At 70.8% G+C, this 16376-nt stretch carries 16 protein-coding genes; 5 read left to right on the forward strand and 11 right to left on the reverse strand.

Features of this window, described 5'->3' with window-relative positions:
* The first annotated feature begins 4 nt into the window (after window positions 1-4).
* Window positions 5-1555, forward strand: a complete 1551-nt coding sequence (locus HL652_RS11255; RefSeq protein WP_171705399.1) for an FAD-binding oxidoreductase — start codon at window positions 5-7, stop codon at window positions 1553-1555.
* 105 nt (window positions 1556-1660) lie between these two features.
* Here HL652_RS11255 and HL652_RS11260 read toward each other — a convergent pair whose 3' ends face one another.
* The 11 genes from HL652_RS11260 to HL652_RS11310 form a co-directional block, all read right to left on the reverse strand.
* Window positions 1661-2818, reverse strand: a complete 1158-nt coding sequence (locus HL652_RS11260; RefSeq protein WP_171705400.1) for a zinc-binding dehydrogenase — start codon at window positions 2816-2818, stop codon at window positions 1661-1663.
* Window positions 2815-3630, reverse strand: coding sequence for an SDR family NAD(P)-dependent oxidoreductase (locus HL652_RS11265; protein ID WP_171705401.1), 816 nt, complete (start codon window positions 3628-3630; stop codon window positions 2815-2817). The genes HL652_RS11260 and HL652_RS11265 overlap by 4 nt, the downstream gene beginning before the upstream one ends.
* A 75-nt stretch (window positions 3631-3705) precedes the next feature.
* Complete coding sequence (locus tag HL652_RS11270; protein ID WP_171705402.1) at window positions 3706-5091, reverse strand: FAD-binding oxidoreductase; 1386 nt, start codon at window positions 5089-5091, stop codon at window positions 3706-3708.
* A gap of 38 nt (window positions 5092-5129) precedes the next feature.
* The gene (locus HL652_RS11275) at window positions 5130-6704 is read right to left on the reverse strand and encodes an FAD-binding oxidoreductase (RefSeq protein ID WP_171705403.1); all 1575 of its coding nucleotides are present in this window, start codon (window positions 6702-6704) and stop codon (window positions 5130-5132) included.
* Entirely contained in the window at window positions 6701-7465 is a 765-nt protein-coding gene (locus HL652_RS11280) for a carboxymuconolactone decarboxylase family protein (RefSeq protein WP_171705404.1), read from the reverse strand. The genes HL652_RS11275 and HL652_RS11280 overlap by 4 nt, the downstream gene beginning before the upstream one ends.
* Complete coding sequence (locus HL652_RS11285) at window positions 7462-8388, reverse strand: NAD(P)-dependent oxidoreductase (protein ID WP_171705405.1); 927 nt, start codon at window positions 8386-8388, stop codon at window positions 7462-7464. The genes HL652_RS11280 and HL652_RS11285 overlap by 4 nt, the downstream gene beginning before the upstream one ends.
* Window positions 8385-8792, reverse strand: coding sequence for a carboxymuconolactone decarboxylase family protein (locus tag HL652_RS11290; RefSeq protein ID WP_171705406.1), 408 nt, complete (start codon window positions 8790-8792; stop codon window positions 8385-8387). The genes HL652_RS11285 and HL652_RS11290 overlap by 4 nt, the downstream gene beginning before the upstream one ends.
* A gap of 4 nt (window positions 8793-8796) precedes the next feature.
* Window positions 8797-9762 (reverse strand): NAD(P)-dependent oxidoreductase, encoded by a 966-nt coding sequence (locus HL652_RS11295; RefSeq protein ID WP_216603883.1) that lies wholly within the window; start codon window positions 9760-9762, stop codon window positions 8797-8799.
* 46 nt (window positions 9763-9808) lie between these two features.
* Window positions 9809-10624, reverse strand: coding sequence for an N-acyl homoserine lactonase family protein (locus HL652_RS11300; protein ID WP_171705408.1), 816 nt, complete (start codon window positions 10622-10624; stop codon window positions 9809-9811).
* Entirely contained in the window at window positions 10621-11577 is a 957-nt protein-coding gene (locus HL652_RS11305; RefSeq protein ID WP_171705409.1) for an NAD(P)H-binding protein, read from the reverse strand. The genes HL652_RS11300 and HL652_RS11305 overlap by 4 nt, the downstream gene beginning before the upstream one ends.
* 117 nt (window positions 11578-11694) lie before the next feature.
* A complete protein-coding gene (locus HL652_RS11310) occupies window positions 11695-12540 on the reverse strand; it encodes an SDR family NAD(P)-dependent oxidoreductase (RefSeq protein ID WP_171705410.1) in 846 nt (281 codons plus the stop codon).
* 200 nt (window positions 12541-12740) lie between these two features.
* Here HL652_RS11310 and HL652_RS11315 point away from each other — a divergent pair, with 200 nt between their 5' ends.
* The 4 genes from HL652_RS11315 to HL652_RS11330 all read left to right on the forward strand — a co-directional run bounded on the left by HL652_RS11315 (window position 12741) and on the right by HL652_RS11330 (window position 16364).
* On the forward strand, window positions 12741-13460 hold the full coding sequence (locus tag HL652_RS11315) for a GntR family transcriptional regulator (RefSeq protein WP_171705411.1): 720 nt from the start codon (window positions 12741-12743) through the stop codon (window positions 13458-13460).
* Window positions 13461-13564: 104 nt separating this feature from the next.
* The gene (locus HL652_RS11320; protein ID WP_171705412.1) at window positions 13565-14602 is read left to right on the forward strand and encodes an ABC transporter substrate-binding protein; all 1038 of its coding nucleotides are present in this window, start codon (window positions 13565-13567) and stop codon (window positions 14600-14602) included.
* Window positions 14603-14604: 2 nt separating this feature from the next.
* Window positions 14605-15477: an ABC transporter permease gene (locus tag HL652_RS11325; protein ID WP_171705413.1), complete on the forward strand. Its 873-nt coding sequence runs from the start codon at window positions 14605-14607 to the stop codon at window positions 15475-15477.
* Window positions 15477-16364: an ABC transporter permease gene (locus HL652_RS11330; protein WP_171705414.1), complete on the forward strand. Its 888-nt coding sequence runs from the start codon at window positions 15477-15479 to the stop codon at window positions 16362-16364. The genes HL652_RS11325 and HL652_RS11330 overlap by 1 nt, the downstream gene beginning before the upstream one ends.
* Window positions 16365-16376: the final 12 nt, after the last annotated feature.

Raw genomic sequence — 16376 nt, forward strand, 5'->3', positions numbered from 1 at the left:
GAAGGTGAGCGGAACGCAGCTGGGCCCTTCCGATGCCTTCCTGGCGGCGGCGGTCGACCTGCTCGGCGATGAGTTCGTGCTGGGCGGCGACCGGCTGAGCGACTACGACGACCCGTTCCCCGTCGGCGATCCGGCGGAGTTCGCCGCCGGGCTCGTCGTGCGGCCGGCCACGGTCGAGGACGTGAGCGCGCTGGTGCGCATCGCGGCCGAGCACGGCACCACGCTCTGGCCGATCTCGCAGGGCCGCAACAACGGCTACGGCGGCCGCAGCCCGCGCACCGCCGGTACCGTCGTGCTCGATCTGTCGCGCCTCGACCGCGTTCTCGAGATCGATGCCGTCAGCGGCACCGCGCTGGTGGAGCCCGGCGTGCGGTTCATCGATCTGTACACGGCGGTGCGGGCGAGCGGCGCCCCGTTCTGGACGTCGACACCCGACCTCTCCTGGGGCAGCGTCGTGGGGAACGCACTCGAGCGCGGACTCGGCTACACCGCCTACGGCGAGCACCACGCCCAGGTCTGCGGTCTCGAGGTGGTGCTGCCCGACGGCGAGATCGTGCGAACCGGCATGGGCGCGATGGAGGGCGGGCGCGCCTGGCAGCTCTACCGGCCAGGGTTCGGGCCGGCGGTCGACGGGCTGTTCTTCCAGTCGAACCTCGGCATCGTCACGAAGATGGGGGTGTGGTTGATGCCGGCACCCGAGGCCTGGGCTGCCGTCGACATCGCCGCACCGGCCTTCGACGACCTGGCACCGCTCATCGACACCATGCGGCCGCTGAAGCTCGACGGCACCATCCAGAGCACGGTCGTCATCGGCGACCCGCTCGGCGCCGCAGCCTTCAGCGGACCCCGGTCGGAGTGGCAGGCCGATCTCGGTCTGCTCGAACCCGGCGTGCACGAACGCATCATGGAGCGCTTCGGTGTGGGGCGGTGGAACATGACCTTCGCGCTGTACGACCACGCCGAGCTGCTCGAGGCCCGCATCGGGGTGGTGGAGCGGGCCTTCGCGCCCATTCCGGGCGCCCGCGTCACCGTCACGCGCTACGCCGGCGACGCGCCCGTCGACGACATCGCGTACGGGCACCGGGTGCGGGCCGGCATCCCCGACATGTACGCCGAGAAGCTGTCCTTCTGGTACGGCGGCCGCGGCGGCCACGTCTCGTTCGCACCGGTGCTCCCACTCGACGGCACGGAGGCTCTGGAGCAGGTGCACCGCATCCGTCGACGCTTCGAGGCTGCCGGGTTCGACTACTGCGGGGCGTTCACGGCGGCCGGCCGCTCGCTCGTGCACGTCACGGAAGTGCTGTACGACCGTGACGACGCCGAGCAGGTGGCCAGGGCACGGATGCTCGTTCCCGCGCTGATCGCCGAGGCGGCGGCCGAGGGCTACGGCGAGTACCGCGGGCACCTCGCGTTCATGGACGACATCGCGCGCTCGTTCGACTTCAACGGGGGCGCACTGGGTCGCCTTCACGCCCGCCTGAAAGACGCCCTCGACCCCACGGGCGTGCTCGCCCCGGGCAAGCAGGGCGTGTGGCCCGCGCGGTCCCGCCCGTAGCGCGCTCGCGCGCCATCGACCCGTCACAAAACGCCCTCTCAGGCACGGTGAGAGGGCGTTTCGTGACGGGTCGATTGCGCGGAGAGCGGGCGGGCGCCCGCGCGCTCAGTGGTCGAAGACGATGATGCCGCAGACGTCGTCGAGGGTGCCGGAGCGGTCGCGGGCGAGGTCGAGCCCGGCGAGGGGGTAGCGGCGGGTGATGATGGGGTCGGGGTCGAGCAGGCCCCGCTCGAGCAGGCCGGTGTAGCGCTGCAGGTCGCTCTTCATGTGCACCTGGCCGTTCTGGGAGCTCAGGATGCTGCGGCTCTGCAACGCGGTCTCCACCTGCGGCAGGGGTAGGGTCGCACCCCCGATCTCGAAGCCCGTGAGCACGATGCGGCCCGCGCGGCGCGCGGCCTGCACGGAGAAGCTCTGCGAGACCGCGGGGCCCGCCGCCTCGAGCACCACGTCGGCACCGCGGCCGCCGGTGGCGGCGCGCACCGCCGCGAGCGCATCGGCGGCGCCTTCGGTCGCGCCCTCGGCGGCCCCACCAGCGCCCGGAGCGCCCGGGTCGACGAGCACGTCGGCCCCGAGCTCACCCGCGAGCGCGCGGCGCCCCTCGTGCGGTTCGACGACGACGACCGTGCCGGCGCCGGCGAGGCGGGCGGCCTGCAGCATCCAGAGTCCGAGGTGTCCGGCGCCGACGATGGCCACCGACTCCCCCGGTTGCACCCGGGCGATGTTGAACACCGAGCCCACGCCGGTGGAGATGCCGCAGCCGAGCATCGACAGCACGTCTGAGGGGAGGTCGCTCTCGATGGGGAACACCTGGTTGCCCGAGATCGACATGTACTCCGCGTAGCCGCCGACGCATCCGGCACAGGAGATGAGCGCGCCGTCGTCGCCCCGCGCGATGTCGGGGTAGATGCCGCCGAGGTCGAAGAGCTCGCTGCACTGCCACGGCTCGCCGATGGAGCAGTAGTAGCAGTGCCCGCACTCGGGGGTTCCCGGCACGACGACCCGCTGGCCGACCCGGATGCCGGCGGACTCGGGCACCGCCGAACCCACCTCGACGACCTCGCCGATGGAGGCGTGCCCGAGGATGGTGGGCGGGATCTTGTAGAGCAGCCCCTTCCAGTTCTTCACGTCGGTGGAGCAGAACGGGCTGGCGTGCGTCTTCACCACCACGCGGGTGGGGTCGAGCCGCAGCAGCTCGACCTGCTCGATGGAGAACGGCTCCTTGATGGCCCGCAGCACGCCGGCCTCTCCACGCCAGGTGCTCACGACTCGCTCCCGGCCGGGTACTTCACGAAGGCCTCCCGGATGGCGGTCTGCCGTACCTCGACGATGTTCCACCAGTCGGGATGGGTGAGCGCGTAGAGGTCGTCGTTGCGGATGGCGCGCGTGACGATGCGCCCGGCGTCGATCGGGTCGATCCAGCGCAGCCCGGAGGCGACTCCCTCCGAGATGTCGACGTCTTCGAGCGCCCCCTCAGCACCGGCCGGCCGGTTGCGCGTGCTGGTCTTGATGTTCGTGCGCACGGTGCCGGGCGCGAGCAAGGTGGCGTGCACGGGCGAGCCGTCTTCGGCGAGCTCGAGCGCGAGCGCCTCGGTGAGAGCCGCGACACCGTACTTCGTCACGGCGTAGGCGCCGCCGCCCGCCATCGGCGCGAACGACGCCATCGAGCCCGTGTTCACGATGTGGCCGCCGTCGGCGTTCGCCTGCAGCAGCGGGAGGAACGTCGTGACCCCGTGGATGACACCCCACAGGTTCACGTCGATGAGCCACTTCCAGTCGGCGAGCTTCAGATCGGCGATGCGGGCGAGCGGCCCGACGCCGGCGTTGTTCACCAGGATGCCCACCGAGCCGAAGCGCTCCATCACCTCGGCTGCCAGCGCCTCGACGCTCTCCGGGTCGGTGACGTCGACACGGATGCCCACGGCGCCGATCTCCGCCGCGGTCTGGTCGAGCGCATCCTGTTGCACGTCGGCGATCACCACCGTCGCGCCCTCGGCGATGAGCTGCTCGGCGATGCCGCGGCCGATGCCCGAGGCTCCCCCGGTGACGACGGCGACGCGCCCTGCGATGCTGGTCATGTTCTCGTTCCTCTTATATAGACGTGTCGTGCGTTCGCGAGGTCGGTCGACGGATGCGGTCCGCATCGACGCCGGTCAGTGGCCGTAGGCGAAGGTGCCGGCCGGGTCGTACCGCTTCCGCACCTCGGCGAGCTTCGCCGCCGTCTCGGCCGGCCACAGGCGCTTGAACGCCGCGGGGGTCGGGTGCCCCGCCCAGTTGTAGTTGATCTCGTCGTGCGAGTACCCCGCGACCGCGTCGAACAGGGCCGGGCCCGCCACCGGCAGCGCCTCGTCGTTGAGCCCGGGGATGACCGCGGCGATGACGAGCAGCGAGTACTTCGCGCCGCGCCCGCCGATGGCGTTCGGGAGGGCAGCGTCGCGCGCGATGGCACCGCCGAGAAGGCGGGTCTCGACAGTGGCGAAGGGCGACTCCACCGAACCTCCGGCCTGGTCGAGCACGGCCTGCACGTAGTCGTGGTCGATCTCGTCGAGGAACTCGCCGCGCTCCCAGATGGGGAGCGGGCCGAACGGCTCCGCGTGGATGGTGCCGACCTCCGAGGTGGGGAGCAGGCCGCAGAAATCGAGGTAGACGGGGGCCGCCTCGAGCAGGGGCGCGAGGAGCTCCGCTCCACGTGACTCGAGCTCCGCAGCATCCGCCCCTTCTTCCACGTAGGCGAAGCGCACGTGCGCGAGGGTGCGCCCGGCGAGGGGTTCGGGAACGCCCTCGGGGGGCAGGCGCAGGATGGCGATCGAGGTGTTCGCCGACTCGGGCAGCGTGGCGGCCCAGTCGAGCCAGGCGTGGTGCACCCGGTCGATGTGCTCCTGCGCGAAGAACAGGCCGCCGCCGAAGATCTGCGGCAGCGGGACGGCGCCGAGCGTCATCTCGGTGACCACCCCGAGCCCGACCTTGCCGCCCTTGAGCGCCCAGAACAGGTCGGGGTGATGATCGGCGTCGACCTCCACCACAGAGCCGTCGCCGATCACCACCCGGTAGGAGACCGCACGGTCGGCAGCCCAGCCGAGCGTGCGGCTGAGCGGGCCGACTCCCCCGCCGAGGGTGAGGCCGACCGCGCCGACGCTCGGCGACGAGCCGGTCACCGCGGCGAGCCCGTGCTCGGCGAGCTGCGGGAGGATGCCCATCCACCGCGCGCCGGCACCGATGGTGAAGGTGCGCGCGTCGGGGTCGACGCTGACGGAGTCGAGCCGGTGAGTGCGGATGAGGAGGCCGTGGTCGACCCCGCGGTACGAGCCGTGACCGGTGGCCTGCACCACGACCTCGAGCTCGTGGGCCGCGGCGAAGCGCACGGCCGCCTGGATGTCGGCCTCGCCCGTGGCGCCGACGACGAGGTCGGGCGCCATCGGCGAGAGCGAGTTGAAGCCGTCGATCTCGGCCTGGTAGCCGTCGTCGCCGCGCTCGAACAGCGGTCCGTCGAGCTCGGAGCGGAAGGCGGCGAGCTCGGCCTCGGTGATCTGGTGGGGCATCGTTGCTCCTCGACTGCAGGGTGGGTGGATGATGCGGTTCAGGTGGTGCGGCGGTTCGCGGGCCAGATGCCCTGCTTGCCGGGCGAGAGGATGCCCTTCGGGTCGACCGCGTCTTTGATGCGCTCGACGAAGCGGAGGTAGGCGTGGTCGCCGAAGGAGTACTCGGCGGCCGCCTCGTCCATGAAGTCGAGGTGGGCGCGGTACTCGCCGTAGCCGAGCTCGCCGACCTCGCGGATCATGGTCTTCACGGTGCGGTAGGCGTCGCGCACGTCGGCGTCGTTCGCGGTGTCGAAGCCGAACCCGCCCACCACCACGGCGGTGCGCTCGTTGGCCACGCAGATGCCGACGAGGAAGCTCGCCGTGGTCTCCCGCTTCACCGTCGACTCCATCAGCTCGACGACCTTCACCATCTCGCTGCCCACGAGAGGCACCGCGGGCGAGAAGCCGACGTGGCCGAAGCCCGGGGGCATCGACTCGAGCATGTCGAGGTTCGGAATGCCCGCCTGCACCTTGTCGGCGAACTCCTCGATCTGGTCCCACTCGTCGCGGAGGAAGGTGCGATGGTGGTCGACCCGGGCGCCGTCGATCGCCGACCAGGCCTCGGTGATGCGCTCGACCTGGCGCGCGACGACGACCTCGTCGCCCCAGACCGCGGTGCGCATCCCCCATCGCCCCACCCCGGTGGCGTCGGCGAGGGCGTCGAGCTGCTCCTCGCCGAGCGTGCCCTCGGCCTGCATGGGGCCGAGAAGCTCGGGGAAGTGGGAGGCGAGCGTGAGCGTGTTCTGCATCACCGGCACGCCACGGATGAGCCCGGAGAGCCTCAGCTCCCGCAGCACGTCGATGGCCTGCTCGAGCTGGTGCGTGCGCGGCACCGTGAGGAAGAGGGGCGCGTAGGCCTCGGGCTTGCGCATGAGCCAGTAGCCCATCTTCGTGACGATGCCGAAGTTCGACTGCACGAACAGCGGGTCGAGAACCGGGCCGAGCCCGCGCTTGTAGGTGTGCCAGGCCTTGGAGTTCGGCAGCGCGCCCATGCCGGTGCGCAGGAGCGTGCCGTCGGCGAGCAGGACCTCCATGCCCGTGGGGGCCTGGAAGTCGACGCCGAGCGGCAGGTAGGTTACCCCGCTGTCGAGGGAGTTGCCCACCACGGAGCCCCAACCGAGGTCGGGCACCGACACCAGGAGGTCGTCGTGGCCCGCCTCGGCGATGGCCGCATGCAAGTCGATCCAGCTCACGCCGGGCTCCACCACGGCGTAGGCGAGGGTCGGGTTGATCTCCAGCACCTTGTTCATGCGGCGGAGGCTCACCAGCACCGAGCCGGCGACGCGCGGCGAGGGGCCGCCGTAGCCGTTGTTGCGGCCCTGCGACGACACCCAGAGCGGCACCTCGAGCTCGTCGGCGATCCGCACGACGGCCTGCACCTGCTCGGTGCTGGAGGGGTAGAGCACGGCGGAGGAGTCGTAGCTGCGGTCGCCCTTGACCCAGTAGGGGTCGGCGTACTCGTCGCGCCCGGCGCGGTCGGTGACCACGGCGTCGTCGCCGAGCAGCTCGCGGAAGCGCTGCTCGGCCTCCGCGCTCAGCTCGTAGGGCGACGCATCCGGTGTCGACGTCGTCATGAGAGCTTCCTTGCTTCCTCGACGAGCACGGGGGCGGCCTCGAACACGCCGTGGATGCCGAGGGTCGCGGCGATCTCCATCACCTCGACGATCTCGGCGGCGGTCGCACCGTAGCGCACGGCGTTCTCGATGTGGAGGCGGAGGCCCGAGGTGTACAGGTGGGTGGCCGCGGTGTCGAAGGCGATGTACATGAACTCCTTCACCTTCGGCTCCAGGGGGCCGGAGACCCACGGCACCGAGGAGAACTCGGTGTACGCGTCGAAGAACTCGGGGGCGAGTTCGAGGATCTCGTTCCAGAAGCTGTGCCAGTAGCCGCGCTTCTCGGTGAACTCCGCCTTGAGCCGCTCCTGGTACTCGTCGAGCTCGGCGGCGCCCGTGCGGATGCCCTCCTGCTCCAGCACGTCGACCAGGATGGGCACGCCGATGTTCATGGAGTGGATGCCGAGGGTGGCGCAGCACTCGAGCACCTCCATCACCTCGGCCGGTGTGGCACCGGCCTGCAGGGCACGACGGATGTGGCCGCGCACCGGGGGCAGATAGAGATGGGTCGAGTTGGCGGCGACGGCGAGGCGCACGAAGTGGCGCACCTTCTCGGGGAGGGCGCCGACCCGGTCGGGAACGGCGGCGAGCGTCGAGTAGGCGGCGAGGAACTCGGGATCGAGGTCGAGCACGGCCTGCGTTCCGCCGTCCCACTCCCCGTGGGCGGCCTCGTACTCGCGGCGGATCTCGGCCTTGCGGGCGTCGTCGGCTGAGTCGGTCATGACTTGTTCCCCTCCTGCTGCGCGGCCTGCTCCTGCTGCCGCAGCCAGCGCGCCACCTCGGTGTGGTCGGCGCCGCGGCCGAGCTCGGCGTCGGCGGTGCTCCAATGCTCGACCGCCCGGTCGCTCAGCGTGTGCGGCACGCCGAGGCTCTCGGCGAGGCCGGTGGCGATGCGCATGTCCTTCAGCATGAGGGCGAGGCCGAAGCCCGAGTCGTAGCTCTCCCCGACGATGAAGTTCGGCCACTTCAATTGGGTCGACCCGCTGCGGCCGCTCGAGGTGTTGATGGCGTCGAGCATGACGTTCGGGTCGAGACCGAAGGCGATGCCGGTGAGCATGGCCTCGCTGGTGACCCAGAGGTGGGCCGCCGACATGAGGTTGTTGATGGCCTTGAGCGCGTGTCCGGCGCCGATGGGGCCGACGAGCGCGGGCTTGCCGAGCACCTCCAGCACGCCCTGGGCGTCGGCGAGGTCGGCCTCGGCGCCGCCGACCATGATGGTGAGGGTGCCGGCCACGGCGCCCTTCACTCCCCCGCTCACGGGCGCGTCGATGAGGCGCGCGCCGCCCGCGGCGACCGTCTCGGCGAGCGCGCGCGTGCGGAGAGGCTCGGAGGAGCTCATGTCGACGAAGAGCGTTCCCGGGCGGGCCACCGCCAGCACGCCGCCTCCGCCGGAGTCACCCCCGGTCACCACCTGCTCCACGATGGCGGAGTTGGGGAGCATGAGGATGACGAGGTCGGCGCGGGAGACGGCATCCGCTGCGTTCTCGGCGCTCTCGCCACCCACCGCGACGAGGCGCTCGCGCGCGGCCTCGGCGACGTCGCTGCCGATGACGCTGTAGCCCGCCGTGACGAGACGCTCGGCCATGGGGGTGCCCATGTTGCCGAGGCCGATGAACGCGACGACGGGGCGGGGCGAGTCGCTCACAGTTCGCCGGCCGTCTTCATCTCGGTGAGCTTCGACTCGGCGATGCGGAACGACTCCAGCGCCGCGGGAACTCCCACGTACACGGCGGTCTGCAGCAGCGCCTCCTGGATCTCCTCCACGGTCACGCCGTTGCGGATCGCCCCGCGCACGTGCACCCCGAGCTCGTGTGGCCGGTTCAGCGCCGTGAGCATGACGAGGTTGAGCAGGCTCCTGGTGCGGCGGTCGAGGCCGTCGCTCGTCCAGACCGCTCCCCAGCAGTACTCGGTGACGAGCTCCTGAATGGGGCGGGAGAACTCGGTCACCGCGCCGAGCGAGCGCTCGACGTGCTCGGCGCCGAGCACCTCGCGGCGCACCTGGAGGCCGGCCTCGTAGGTCTCGCCCCTGGTGGCGTCGTGGTTGGTCATGGCTTCAGTCCTTCGTGTCGGTGGGTCGTGCCGTGCCGGCTGCGGGCGAATCGGGCGACGCGTCGGGCTCGTGCAGGCGCACGTGACCCGAGACGTCTCCGATCGCGTCGACGACGGTGTTGCTGATCTGGTCGGCGTAGCCGAGCGATTGGGCGAGGCCGAAGCTCGCCATCGGGCCGGGCGCGTTGAGCGAGGCGACCCCGAGCTCGTGCAGATGATCGACGTAGAGCACCACGTCTTTCATCATGAGCGCGTTGGTGAGCCCGCCCTTGAGATAGTCGCCCGTGATGATCTTGGGGAAGCGGTTGAGGGTGGCGAAGTTGACGCCCGAGCTGGCGTTCAGCACATCGAGCACGGTCGCCAGGTCGAGCCCCGCCTTCTTCGCCGCCACCATCACCTCGGCGGTGGCCGAGAGGCTGATGGCGTTGAGGAAGTTGTTGAGCAGCTTCGTGGAGTGGCCGGCACCCGAGCCGCCCATGAGGAAGACGTTCGTGGCGAAGTGGGCGAGCACGGGACGCACCCGGTCGAGCGCCCCGGCGTCGCCGCCCACCATGAGGGTGAGCGCGCCCTTCTCGGCGGCAGCCGCGCCGCCCGAGATGCCCGCGTCGAGGTAGTGCACACCCCGCGCCGCCAGCTTCTCGTGGATGCGCTGGGTCGACGACGGGGAGGCGGTGCTGAGGTCGACGACCACGGCGCCGTCGCGGAGCGCCGGGATGAAGGCCTCGTCGGCGAGCAGCACCCGCTCGACCACCTTGCTGTCGGGGAGCGAGAGGAACACCACGTCGCTCTGCTCGGCGACCTCGACGGCCGAGCCGAGCGGGCTGGCGCCGGCGGCCTCGACCGCGGCGCGCTGCATGTCGAAGCCGTGCACGGGCACGCCGCCGTCGACGATGCGGCGCGTCATGCGGCCGCCCATGTTGCCGAGGCCGATGAAGCCGATGCGGTCGGTGGGGGCCGTGGTATCGGTCACGGGGTGATCGGTCGCTGCGTGATCGGTCGCTGGGTGATCGGTCATCTCAGGCGGGGTCCTTTCGTGGGGCTCCGATGGTCGCGGCGATGCCGGCGAGCGGGCCGTCGGTGACGGCCGGGAAGCGGTCGAGCGTGGAGGGGTCGTGGCCGCACACGAGGTGTTTCACGCCGCCGTCGAGGAGTTCCCGGATGCGGTCGAAACCCGCGTACATGCCGGGAAGGTCGGCGACGAAGGCGAACGGCATGTCGTCTTCGTACTCCTCGTAGTAGTGCACGGCGTCGGAGGCCAGCAGCACCTCCCCGTCGGAGGTGCGGATGCGCGCCACGGCCTGGCCGGGGGTGTGGCCGCCCACCTGGAGCAGCTCGATGCCGGGCGCCACCTCGAGGGAGTCGGTGAAGGTCGTGACCCGACCCTCGTCGACGGCGCGGCGGAGGGCGTCGATCTCCTCCGGCTCGGTCGACCAGGCGAACTGTGCGCGCTCGCCCATCGACGACAGCCAGAAGTCGAGCTCAGCCTGGGCGATGACGATGCGCGCTTTCGGGAAGGCGGCGAGGTTGCCTATGTGGTCGTAGTGCGCGTGGGTGACGACGAGCGTCTGCTCGGCCCCCATGTCGATGCCGAGGGCCGCGTAGATGTCGGGGATCTCGGCGACGAAGCTGCGCTTGCGGTTCGCCCCGCCCTGCACCGAGAAGCCGGTGTCGAACAGGATGGTGCGCTCGTCGTTGCGGGCGACCCAGACGAAGTAGTCCATGTCGATCGGCCCGTCGGGCTGGCCGTGCACGTGGTAGTTGAGGTAGACCTCGGCGCGGTGCCCGTGGCGGGTGCCGTACTTGACGATGGTGAACTCGTACTCGTCGCTCATGCGACGTCAGCCCCTTGGGCGCCGGCGCCGGCGCCGGCGGGCGCGGGCGGCCAGCCGTCGCGGCGCTCGAGCATGAGGTCGCGGAGCGCCCTCGGCTTCGAGCCCGTGAAGCGCTCGACCACGTCGGTGAGCCTGGCCAGGTGGCCGGCCCTGATCATCTGCCCGAAGGTCACCATGCCGTCGCTCGCCCAGGGCACGGGCGACTTCGAGAAGTCGCCGGTGGCGTCGCGGGGCACGCCGAGGGCGTCCCACATGGCGTACATCTCGTCGTCGCTGAGGTCGACGATGGTGATCGGCGCCCCGCTCAACTCGGCGATTATCTCGCCGACCTGGCGGTAGCTCAGCAGCTCCGGCCCGGTGACGTCGTAGCCGGTGTCGGGCTCCCCCGCCCCCAGCATGATCGCGGCGGCGACAGCCGCCACGTCGGAACGTGCGACGAAGCCGACGAGTCCCTCACCGGTGTTGCCGATGCTCTGGCCCGAGGTGATGGCGATGGCCGCCTGGTTCTCGGCCATCGCATCCGCGTACTGGTTGTTGCGCAGCATGTTCCAGCGCAGGCCGCTGGCCTGGATGAGGCCCTCGGTGAACTTGTGGTCTGCGACCTCGACCGAGTTGACCTCGGGCCGCTCGGTGCCGATGAACGAGGTGTAGACGATGTGCTGCACACCCGCCTCGACCGCCGCCTCGACGGCGTTGCGGTGCTGGCGCTGACGGCTCGGCCCGGCCTCCATGGCCGAGACCAGGAACAGCCGCTCACCCCCACGGAACGCGTCGACGAGCGAGGCCTTGTCGTTGTAGTCGGCGTAGCGGGCGTCGACGCCCCGGTCGCGCCAGGCGTCGAGCACCTTCTGATCGCGGCTGGCGACCACGAGCCGATCGGCGCCCTCGGCCTCGAGCAGGCGCTCGGCGACGGATGCGGAGACGTAGCCTCCTACGCCGGTGACGATGTTCATGCGGTTTCCCCTTCGAAACTGCTGGGTCGCGTCGATGCGGCCCGTGATCCCATGCTGTCGCACGGATTGTATGATGTCAATATCGTCGGACAATCCGCTCGGCGGACGTTCAGTGACTTAGCCCTCGACCCCGGCACGCCAGGCCGAGACGAGGTCGTCGTCGATGCCCGCCGGGTCCCACAGGCCTGCGCCTCCGCCGTAGCGGTTCGTGTTCTGCACGCTCGCGCCACCGTCGACCGAGAGCACGGCGCCGGTGACATAGGAGGAGTCGTCGCTGAGCAGGAACGCCACGGCCGCCGCCACCTCGTCGGGCTCACCGGCCCGCCGGAGCGGCGAGGTGCTCGCCCGCTTCTTCATGTCCTGGATGCCCGCCTCACCGAAGATGGGCGTGGGCACGATGCCGGGGGCGACGCCGTTAACGCGCACGCCGATCGGCCCGGCGTAGACGGCGGCGCCGTGCACGAGGCCCACCACACCGTGCTTGGAGGTGGTGTAGGCGAGCAGGTCGGCCGCCCCGCGGAGACTCGCGATGGAGGCGGTCACCACGATGGAGCCCGTGGTGCCGGTCGAGACGAAGTGGCGGAGAGCCGCGCGGGTGCCAAGGAACGGGCCGCGGAGGTTCACCGCCATCACGGCGTCCCACTCGTCGACGGCGGCGTCGGTGAGCTGCACCCCGGGCTTGCCTGCGATGCCGGCGTTCAGGTGGTGGAGGTCGGCCGAGCCGAAGGTGTCGAGCGCCGCCTGCAGGTAGGCGTCGACGCCGGCTTCGGTCGAGACGTCGGCCTGCACGCCGATGGCCTCGCCGTCGAGTGCGTCGGCCGCGGACTTGGCGCGATCGCCGTCGAGGTCGACGATCACGAGCTTCGCACCGGCGGCGGAGAGCCTGTCGACCACGGCCGAACCGATGCCGCCGGTCCCCCCTGTCACGATCGCGACCTTGCCCTCGAGCCCTGCGTACGTCATCGTGCCGCCTTTCCTCTGCGGCCGGAGCCGCTCCGGGCGCCGGGCGCACCCTCGCGCCCTGAGTCTCGCCTCAGATTGTCTGACAGTAATATATTCGCGTTCTCCCCGCATCCCGCGCAACCCGGCCCGCCGCGCGGCTGACCGGGTGGATGCGTGCCCGCTGTATGATCGGCACACCATCCCGCCGCGAAGGAGGCACGATGACCGCTCCCAACACCCTCTCCCAAGCCTGGTCGAGCGCACACGTCGACCGTGTCGCGGCGCCGTTGCGCGAGCAGGTCATCTCGGCCCTCCGCTCGGCCATCCTCGATTTCACCCTGCGACCCGGGCAGCGTCTGGTCGAGCGCGAGCTCATCGAGCAGCTCGGCGTGTCGCGCACCACCATCCGCGAGGCGCTGCGCGAGCTCACGAGCGAGGGGCTCGTCACGGTCGTGCCGCAGCGCGGCGCGATCGTGAGCGCCCCGTCGCTCGCCGAGGCCGAGGACCTTTACGAGATCCGCGCGGTGCTCGAGTCGATCCTGGTGGAGCGCTTCGTCGAGCGCGCCACCGACGAGCAGCTCGCCCGCCTCGACGACGCCGTCGAGAACTTCGCCGAGTTCTCCACCGGCGATCAGGAGATCAAGCTCGTGCTCGACGCCAAGGACGGCATCTACGACGTGCTCATCAAGGGTGCGGCGAGCCCCACCCTGCAGAACATCATCGAGGGCATCCAGGCCAGGGTGCGCATCCTGCGGGCGACCTCGATGGCGGAGCCGGGGCGCGCCGTCGAAGTGGCGACGGAGCTGCGGGCGATGGCGTCGGCGGCGAAGCAGCGGCACGCGAAGGAGGCCGCCGAACTGTGCGCCACGCACGTGCGCAACGCGTCGAAGACCGCCCTGCTGCACCTGCGCCAGGCCGACAACGGTTCCGACCAGAACTGACATCCGCCCGGCGAGCGGGCAGGCAGACGGGTTGACCATTCAGCCAGATCATCATATTGTCTGACAAACACACGTGATCTGAACTCAATGGAGAGGACGTCATCATGCCTGCACGCCCACAGCACGCCCGGGCCCGGCACCGCATCACGAGAGGTGCCCTGGGGGGCGCCGTCGCCCTCGGGCTCGCCGCCTCGCTCGCGGCCTGTGCGCCCGGCACCGACGGCGGAGCCACGGGCGCCGCCGACGCCCTCACCGCGGGCGACCCGAGCGCCCCCGAGGTCACCGACGTGTCGCTCACCGGCATCAAGGGGCCGGGCACCATCCCGCTGCAGCTCGCCGCCGACGAGTTCGGCAGCGAGTACGGGCTCACCATCGAGCCCTACTTCGTCGACAACTCCGGCGTCGCGGTCACCTCGGTGATCTCGGGCGACGCCGCAGCGGCCAACACCAGCTACTTCGGCGTCATCGACGCCATCAAGCAGGGCCTCGACCTCGTCGTCATCGCCGAGGGCTGGGCCTCCTCCCCCGGCACGAGCTCGCTCGAGGCGCTCGAGTCGTCGGGCATCACCTCGCTCGCCGACCTCGAGGGCAAGACCGTCAACGTCATCTCGCTCTCGTCGAGCCACGCCATCAAGCTGCGGGATGCGATGCTCAAGCAAGACCTCGACCCCGACGCGGTGAACTGGGTCGAGCTGCCCTACGGCGAGGTCGCCGCAGCCCTCGAGCAGGGCACCGTCGACGCCTCGAGCGCCGTCGGCCCCACCCTCGCCGCCGTGCGCGGACTCGGCAGCGTGAGCGTCTTCGACTACGGGGCAGACGAGTACGAGGGCATGGCCGAGTCTGGCTGGGTGGCCTCCCGCCAGTTCGCCGAGCAGAACCCGAACACCATCGCCGCCATCCAGTGCTCGATCTTCGACGCGCAGGGCGCCCTGGTCGACGACCGCGCGTACTTCGAGGAGCAGTTCTCGGCCTTCCTCGGCGCCCCCGCCGAGGTCGCGGCCAACGAGGTGATGCTCGAGTACCAGACCACGAACCGACTCGACGAGATCCAGCGCAACGCCGACGTCTACTTCTCCAGCGGCCGTCTCACCGAGGAGTACGACCTGGCCGCCCACGTGCTGCCCGCTCCGGAGAGCTGCTGATCGTGGCCATCGCCGTGACCTCCACGAGTGCGCCCGGCGGCACCGCCACCGCCACCTCCCCGCCCCCGCGCCGCTCCCGCGCGCGGGGGCGGGCCCCCCGCCGCACCGCCCTCTGGCGCGGACTCGCCGGCGCGGTGGGGCTCGCCCTGCTGCTCGAGATCGTCTCCCGCGCCGGCCTGGTGAACCCCGCCTTCCTCCCGCCCTTCTCGAGCGTGCTCACCAAGTCGGTGCTGCTGTGGACGGAGGCCGACTTCCGGGCCGACGTTCTCGCCACCCTTCTCACCTACGTCTACGGCATGCTCATCGCCTGCGCCGTGGCCATCCCGCTCGGCATCGCGCTCGGGCTGTTCAAGCCGGCCTACCGCAGCGCGCGGGCCATCGTCGAGCTCATGCGCCCCATCCCGCCCGTGGCCCTGGTGCCCCTCGTGCTCCTCATCCTCGGCGCCGGGCTCGAGATGAAGCTCGTCATCGTGGTGTTCGCGGCCGTCTGGCCCATCATGTTCAACACGCTCTACGGCGTGCACGACGTCGATCCCTACGCCAAGGAGATGGCGCGCAGCTTCGGCGTCGGCCGCTTCGGCGTGGTGCGGCGCATCGTGCTGCCGTCGGCGGCCCCGTTCATCGTCACGGGCATCCGCATCGCCTCCTCCATCGCGCTCATCGTGGTGATCACCGTCGAGCTCATCGCGGGCGGCGCCCAGGGCATCGGCGCCTTCATCTCGCGCGAACGCGCTTACGGCGACGCCGAGTCGTACCTCGCGGTGCTCGCCGCCACCGTCACGGCGGGCCTGCTCGGGCTCGTCATCAACCTCGGCATCGGCGGGCTCGAACGCCGCTACTTCGGCTGGGACTCGACCACGAGGCAGGGAAGCTGATGGCCGTCACCGACCGCACCCCGGGTTCGCCCGCCACCGCACCCACCACCGCACCCTCCGCAGCGTCTCGTGCCGCGGGCCGCCGCGACCGGCCGCGCCACGGACGCAGCATCCTGGTCAGCATCGCGTACTTCATCATCCCGCTCGCGGTGCTGGTGGCGCTGTGGCAGATCGCCACCGCGCTCTGGCCGTCGCCGTTCTTCCCGCAGCCCTCGGCCATCGGCCAGAACCTGCTTCGGCTGCTGTTCGGCGGGGAGCAGCTCGCGACGCCGGTGTTCACCGGCGACTTCCTCACCACGGTGGGGCGGATGCTCGCGGGCTACGCCATCGGAGCCGCCTGGGGCGTCGTGGTCGGCACCGCGATGGGCCTCAGCCGCGCCTCGCGCGAGACGGTGACGCCGATCGTGGAGTTCCTCCGCTCCATCCCCGCCACGGCGACGCTGCCGCTGTTCATCATCCTGCTCGGCGGCGGCGACGACATGCGCGTCATCTTCATCGCCTACGGCGTCTCCTGGTTCGTGCTCATCAACACGGCGGCGGGTGTCGGGTCGATCCACCGCACCATGCTCGACCTCGGCAAGGTGTTCAAGATCTCCCCCGTGCGCCGGCTGTTCAGCATCGTGCTGCCGGCGGCGAGCCCGAAGATCTTCGCGGGCCTGCGCATCGCTTCGACCGCGGCGCTCCTCCTCGCCATCGTGTCGGAGTTCATCCTCGCCACGAACGGCATCGGCTTCCAGCTCATCCAGGCGCAGGGCCGCTTCCAGCTGCTCGACATGTGGTCGTGGATGCTCGCCCTCGCGCTCCTCGGGCTCCTGCTCAACTCCCTCCTCGACCTGGTCGAGGGCCGGGTGCTCTCCTGGCACCGGCTCTCCCGCCAGAAGATCTGAAAGACGGTGTTC

This window comes from Herbiconiux sp. SALV-R1, assembly GCF_013113715.1.
In the GTDB taxonomy this organism is placed as follows: Bacteria; Actinomycetota; Actinomycetes; order Actinomycetales; family Microbacteriaceae; genus Herbiconiux.